This window comes from Aminobacter sp. P4_D5 (genome assembly GCF_056401815.1).
In genome coordinates this window covers 1-852 of sequence record NZ_JBFUIP010000528.1, presented here as the reverse complement: position 1 = coordinate 852, position 852 = coordinate 1, and the positions used below count along the sequence as shown (strand labels likewise).

Sequence of the window (852 nt, the reverse complement as noted above, 5' to 3'; positions counted from 1 at the left end):
CCTGGACGGAAAGCCGATCCGCGTCCTCTAGATGTCGTTACCAAGGAGGTTGTCCCTTTGGAGTCTATCGAGGGGTGATTTTCCTTTGAGGGCGGAGTGAGGCCTGAGGGTGTTGTATCTGTGCAGCCAAGAATGCATGGCGCTGGCTCTTTCGTCTGAACTCTGGAACGGCTGAGCATAGGCCCATTCTCGCAGAGAGGTCTGGATGAAGCGCTCGGCCTTTCCRTTGGTCCTTGGCGTGTAGGGCCTGGTKCGCTTGTGYCGRATGCCTTGGCTGGCCAGCAGGTCGCGGAAGGCGAAGCTTTTATAGGCCGATCCATTGTCGGTCATGAYSCGCTCGACSGGCRCGCCSARGCCTTCRAACCAGGCGATCGCGCGTYGGGTGAAGGCGAGCACGCTGTCGGTTCGCTCRCTGGACAGGAGYTCAGTGTAGGCAAGGCGGCTGGCATCATCGATGGCGACATGGACGAACTCCCAGCCCAGTCCCTTGCCGGCGCTGCGCCTGTTACTCTGGCGGGTGCGGTCGCCGGTGATGCGATGGCCGACGCCCTCGATGCGCCCCAGCTTCTTGATGTCGATGTGGATGAGCTCGCCCGGATGCTCGCGCTCGTAGCGGATGATGGGCGGTCTGGGTTCGAGGGTGGCGAGGCGGGACAGGCCGAGCCGGCGCAGGGCCATGCCCACGGTGGAGACCGGCAGGCCAAGTTGGCGGGCGATGGCGGGGCTGCAGAGCCTCTGCCGACGCAGGGCCTCGATGGCAGCGTGCTGCTCGGCTGACAGGCGCGTCGGGCTATGATGTGGACGCGAGGAGCGGTCGCGCAGGCCGGCGTCACCCTCGGCGGCATGGCGGTC

Annotated in this window: 1 protein-coding gene; it reads right to left on the bottom strand. The window is 65.0% G+C overall.

The window, feature by feature from the left end:
• Window positions 1-27: 27 nt before the first annotated feature.
• The coding region (locus AC1DWF_RS33280; RefSeq protein WP_476842770.1) for an IS481 family transposase at window positions 28-852 on the bottom strand (825 nt) is incomplete at its 5' end.